The organism is uncultured Bacteroides sp. (genome assembly GCF_949298305.1).
Classification (GTDB): domain Bacteria; phylum Bacteroidota; class Bacteroidia; order Bacteroidales; family Bacteroidaceae; genus Bacteroides.
Genome location: NZ_CASFWU010000157.1, coordinates 1 through 3,141 on the forward strand (window position 1 = coordinate 1; position 3,141 = coordinate 3,141).

Here is a 3,141-nt window from a genome sequence, read left to right on the forward strand (position 1 = left end):
TGCAGTTCAGTTCGGTGTTTACTACAGGGAGACTCTTCAGATAGGCAGTCAGATAAGCACGGAACACACCGAGATTGGTCTGCCGGCGACCGTTTACCAACACTTCGTTGTCGATGCCGTTCTCCTTGTTGTATGCTTCGACTACAGCTTCGGTCTGTTCGATGTAGTCTTTCAGCAACTGAATCTTACGATACTTTTCGAGCATTTCGGGAGTACAGAAGCGTACGCTGGTCATGTCGATGTTGATGCTTCGTTTCACCCGTCGCCCGCCGCTCTCGCGCATGCCGCGCCAATTCTGGAAAGAGTCGCTCACCAGCAGGTAGGGAGGTATGGTAGTGATGGTATTATCAAAATTACGAACCTTTACTGTATTTAATGTCACCTCGATGACTATGCCGTCGGCACCGTACTTGGGCATCGTAATCCAGTCGCCCACCTTCAGCATGTCGTTGGCCGACAGTTGCACGCCGCTGACAAAGCCCATGATGCTGTCCTTGAACACCAGCATCAGGATGGCAGCCGAGGCGCCCAGTCCGGCCAGCAGCGACAGGGGCGACTTGCCCAGCAGTTCGGCCAGCACCACAATGAGCCCGATGCTCCACAGCGACACCTGCAACGTCTGAAGCAGGCCCTTCAGCGGGCGGTCGCGCATGGACTCCTTCTCACTGTATACCGTATAGGCAGCCTTGAGGAAGGCATTGATGAAGAACAGGAAGGCAATTATGACGTAGATGTAACACAGGCGGCGGATGAAGGCCAGCGTGACCGAATCGGTCTGCGCGAAGGCCACCGGCAACAACACGTAAATGACAACGGGGGCCACCGCATGACTGAGGTAGACCATTACACTGCGGTCGAAGAGGATGTCGTCCCACGTGGCCTTGGTTTTCTTCACCAACCGGGCAATGGCCCTGAGCAACACCTTGCGGCAGATGAGGTCTGCCATAAAGGCCAGCAACAGCACCAGGGCAAAGGCAATGAACTGGTCCAGCCACTCGGCCGTCGCGGGAGCCATCCCCCACCCTATCAATAATTCGTCAATACGTTTCAACAGTTCCATAAGCTAATCTTTCTACTTGTATCTATCGTCTATTAATGTTTCCGGTTTTGATGTCGCCCTATCCCTTCATTGCCAACAGCCTCCGCACGTCCTCGCGCATCCACTGGTAGAGGAAGAGCCCCTTGTAGCCGTCGTTCTTGCGCAACATCAGCTGCACGGCGGCCAGGCTGTTCTCGTAGCCGGTCAGCTCGTTGCGCAACTGCTCGTCGTGCACGGCCAGACGACGGATTTCCTTCTCTCGCTCGCGTCTCAACTGTGTACAGACAGGATTGAGCAGCTTCATCACCACACCATCCATCAGATGATGCCCCTGTATATAAAGGTAAGTCGTGTCCGGCGTCAGCCCCAGCGGTTCCAGCTCCTCGCCCAAGGCAGTCACCTGCTCCACGTCCTGCGGAAAGCGGGCGTGCAGTTCTGCCAGCTTGGCATCCACACGGCGGCTCATGTCTTCCAGACAACGGTAGGGATGCGTCAGGCTGACATCCTGCAGGCAGGTGCAGCGGTTGAACTCGTACATGGGGAAAGTCGTGTTGTCATGATGCCGATAGAACCAGATGTTCCACAGAAAGAGCGGATAGGCCACGTGCGAATAGCGGAGCATGAACTCGGGAAAGTTCAGCAGTTGGCGGTCGTTCAGCGTAGACTGCACGCAGACTTCATGCAGGCTCTCGGCATAACAGAGGTAGTTCTCGATGGCATAGGCATAGGTCTGCAACACGAAGGGATTCCCGTTGATGCGGCGCGACTGGGCGGTGGCTCCCTGCATCAGGAAGTCGTAGTCGCTGTCCACACACGCAATGAGACTGCTGCCCAGTTCGTCGGCGTTGAGCGTATTGAGCAGCACGGTCTTCTTGCCTTTGGAAAGGGAATCCTGCGAAGGCAACATCACCTGGAAGTAGCATTCGTCGGTCTCGAACTCGGAGAGCAGCGTACGCCAGAAGGCCACGTCGTCATAACTCTCCACGTAGGCCACGATGCGGCGGCGCTTCTGCCGTGGAGACAGGCGGCGCGCAGCGTCCAGATAGGCGGAAGTCAGATTGTGACGAAGAGAATGGGGCATAAAAATGAAGAAGAGCCTCACCCCCACCCCTCTCCCGAGGAGAGGGGAAAGGATGGCAGGCCATATTTACAGATTATTATAACGTCAGATTTATGATTTCACTGTCTCCCCTCTCTTTGGGAGAGGGGCCGGGGGTGAGGCTCTTGGTTATCTCGCTCACCTCCGTCACTGCATCCAGCCAGCCCTCCATGATGACGGCGGGCGAGTGGGTGCTCAGGATGAGTTGCACGTCAGGATTCAGGCGACGTATCATGCCGATGAGTTTCTGCTGCCACTCAATGTGGAGCGAAGCCTCGGGCTCGTCCATGAAAAGGACACTGTGCGTACCCTCGCGCACCAGCACCGTGAGCAGGATGACCAGCATCTGCTTCTCGCCGCTCGACAGCTTGTAGGGCGACAGGCGTTCGTCGTCCTGATAAAACACAATCTCGTTGCTCTTGCGGTCAATCCGTTTGCGCGTGTAGCCGAACAGCTCGTCTATCATGTCCTGAAACTTACGCTTGGGCACCGACAGTTGCGGGGCGCGGGCACGCATCTGTTCGTCTTCGCTGCCCAGCAGTTCAATCATGCGGTTGCCCACGTTCACCTGATAGTCCAGGTAGCGGCGTTGCAGCAGATAGAGCTGCCAGTCCAGTTCGGTCTTCACTTCGGGGTCGGCCATGCGGGCGGTAAAGTCGCCCATCACGAGCGGGCGGTCATAGCTGCGGATAACGTCGTAGGGGATGCTTGTTGCCTCAGGGCGGTCAAAGTAGACACGCACGCCCTCCACTTCGCCATTCTTCACCTCGCCCGAGGTGTGCCGCTCCAGATAGCCCACCGAGCGGTTCAGGATAGTGGTCTTCCCCACCCCGTTGATGCCCGAAAGGATATTGACGTCCGGACGCAAGTCCCACGCAATGTCGTAGCGCCGCCACAGCCCGTCAATCTCAATGCGGCGGATATAATTGGCTTGTATTTCCATATCGTTTGAACTTTAGGCAAGCAAACTTACGGAAAAACTTCGGAATAACCTTGCGAAAAG

The 3,141-nt window shown here is 56.2% G+C and carries 3 protein-coding genes; all 3 read right to left on the minus strand.

The features are described from left to right. On the minus strand, positions 1-1,060 hold a 1,060-nt coding region (locus Q1Y74_RS13805), incomplete at its 3' end, for a mechanosensitive ion channel domain-containing protein (RefSeq protein ID WP_300814871.1). A gap of 58 nt (positions 1,061-1,118) precedes the next feature. Next, positions 1,119-2,120 carry a DUF4435 domain-containing protein gene (locus Q1Y74_RS13810; protein WP_300814872.1) on the minus strand — a complete coding sequence of 334 codons (1,002 nt, stop codon included), beginning with the start codon at positions 2,118-2,120 and terminating at the stop codon, positions 1,119-1,121. Between the two features lie 76 nt (positions 2,121-2,196). Then, complete coding sequence (locus Q1Y74_RS13815) at positions 2,197-3,081, minus strand: AAA family ATPase (protein ID WP_300814873.1); 885 nt, start codon at positions 3,079-3,081, stop codon at positions 2,197-2,199. Between the last annotated feature and the right edge of the window lie 60 nt (positions 3,082-3,141).

Coding starts and splice junctions, on each gene's coding strand:
- Q1Y74_RS13810 (WP_300814872.1), bottom strand. CDS start 2,120: ATGCCCCATTCTCTTCGTCACAATCTGACTTCCGCCTATCTGGACGCT.
- Q1Y74_RS13815 (WP_300814873.1), bottom strand. CDS start 3,081: ATGGAAATACAAGCCAATTATATCCGCCGCATTGAGATTGACGGGCTG.